Here is a 2,354-nt window from a genome sequence, read left to right as displayed (position 1 = left end):
GGCATCGACATCACCGACGACCCGAACGTCGCCTTCGACGGCACCAACGTCGCCCTCCTCGTGGGCGCCCGCCCGCGCACCAAGGGCATGGAGCGCGGTGACCTCCTGGAGGCCAACGGCGGCATCTTCAAGCCGCAGGGCAAGGCCATCAACGACAACGCCGCGGACGACATCAAGGTCCTCGTCGTCGGCAACCCGGCCAACACCAACGCGCTGATCGCCCAGGCCGCCGCCCCGGACGTACCGGCCGAGCGCTTCACCGCGATGACCCGCCTGGACCACAACCGCGCGCTGACCCAGCTCGCGAAGAAGACGGGCTCCACGGTCGCCGACATCAAGCGCCTCACCATCTGGGGCAACCACTCGGCCACGCAGTACCCGGACATCTTCCACGCCACCGTCGCGGGCAAGAACGCCGCCGAGGTCGTCAACGACGAGAAGTGGCTGGCCGAGGACTTCATTCCGACCGTCGCCAAGCGCGGTGCGGCCATCATCGAGGCGCGTGGCGCGTCGTCCGCCGCCTCCGCCGCCAACGCGGCCATCGACCACGTGTACACGTGGGTCAACGGCACCGCCGAGGGCGACTGGGCCTCCATGGGCATCCCGTCCGACGGCTCCTACGGCGTCCCGGAGGGCCTCATCTCCTCCTTCCCGGTCACCACGAAGAACGGCGTCTACGAGATCGTCCAGGGCCTGGACATCAACGAGTTCTCCCGCGCCCGCATCGACGCCTCCGTGCAGGAGCTGACGGAGGAGCGCGAGGCGGTCCGCTCGCTCGGCCTCATCTGAGCCCCCTGGCTCCCCCGCACATCTGACTCCCCGGTCCCCGGGCGGCACCTGCCGCCCGGGGACCGGTGCGTTCGGGGTGGTTATTTGCCTTTTTTGTCCGCATTTTCAGTGACGCGGCGCACTTTCGGCCATGGATTGCGCATGCAATCGGGGCCCAAGGGCATGTGCTCACGGTCCCGGTGGGTGACACCCGTGTCACGCACGGGCACTGAACAGGAACGGAAGGCAATCCCGATCATGGCGGACAGGACAGAACTCCAGGCGCGGAAGACCATCTGCGCGGGCGGCGAATGGCGCGAAGCCGCCTCCGGCGCCACGCGCGAGATCATCGACCCCGCGGACGCCCTGCCGTTCGCCCTGGTCGCGGAGGGCGACGAGAAGGACACCGACCTCGCGGTGGCGGCGGCCCGGCAGGCCTTCGACCACGGCGAGTGGCCGCGCACCCCCGTCGCCGAGCGCGCCGCACTGCTGCGCCGCGTCGCCGGACTCCTCGTACGCGACCGCGAAGAACTCGGCCTGCTGGAGAGCCGGGACGCGGGCAAGACCGTCGAGGAGGGCCGCGTCGACATCGACTGTGTCGCCGACGCCTTCCGCTACTTCGCCGACCTCGTCGCGGGGGAGGCGCCCGGCCGGGTCGTCGACGCGGGTTCGCCCGACATCCACAGCGTCGTCGTCCACGAACCGGTCGGCGTGTGCGCGCTGATCACCCCCTGGAACTACCCCCTTCTCCAGGCCAGTTGGAAGATCGCCCCGGCGCTCGCCGCAGGCAACACCTTCGTCGTCAAGCCCAGCGAGATCACCCCGCTGACGACGATCGCCCTCATCGGCCTGCTCACCGAGGCCGGACTGCCCGCCGGCGCCGCCAACATCGTCACCGGCCCCGGCCACACGGTCGGCGCCCGCCTCGCCGAGCACCCCGACGTCGACCTGGTCTCCTTCACCGGAGGCCTGGCCAGCGGCACCAAGGTCGCGCAGGCCGCCGCCCCGAGTGTCAAGAAGGTCGCCCTCGAACTCGGCGGCAAGAACCCCAACGTCGTCTTCGCCGACGCCTGCGCCACCGAGGACGGCTTCGACACCGCCGTCGACCAGGCCCTCAACGCGGCCTTCATCCACAGCGGCCAGGTCTGCTCGGCGGGCGCCCGCCTCATCGTCGAGGAGTCGGTCCGCGACCGCTTCGTCACCGAACTCGCCCGCCGGGCCGGGCGGATCCGCCTCGGCCGGGGCACCGAGGACGGCGTCGAGTGCGGCCCCCTCGTCTCCGCGCAGCAGCGAGCCAAAGTCGAGGCGTACGTCGAGTCGGCGCTCGCCGAGGGCGCGGTGCTGCGCTCCGGCGGCAAGCGCCCCGACGCCTCCCCGCAGCGGCCGGAGAACGGCTACTTCTACGAGCCGACCGTCCTGGACCACTGTCACCGCGAGATGCGCGTCGTCCGCGAGGAGGTCTTCGGCCCGGTCCTCACGGTCGAGACCTTCCGCACCGAGGACGAGGCGGTCGCCCTCGCCAACGACACCGAGTACGGCCTCGCGGGCGCCGTCTGGACCACCGACGCGGGCCGCGCCCGCCGGGT

General features: G+C 71.3%; 2 protein-coding genes. Both read left to right on the top strand.

Annotated elements, in window-relative coordinates; genetic code table 11:
• Positions 1-789 (top strand): malate dehydrogenase (locus BZL64_RS30070; RefSeq protein ID WP_086772307.1); only part of this gene is annotated, 789 nt, incomplete at its 5' end.
• A gap of 237 nt (positions 790-1,026) precedes the next feature.
• A partial coding sequence (locus tag BZL64_RS30065) for an aldehyde dehydrogenase family protein (protein WP_086772306.1) occupies positions 1,027-2,354 on the top strand: 1,328 nt, incomplete at its 3' end.

Origin of the sequence: Streptomyces bobili, assembly GCF_002154575.1 — a bacterium.
GTDB lineage: Bacteria > Actinomycetota > Actinomycetes > Streptomycetales > Streptomycetaceae > Streptomyces > Streptomyces bobili.
The sequence above is the reverse complement of the archived record's forward strand: the minus strand, read 5'-3'. Positions and strand labels throughout refer to the sequence as shown.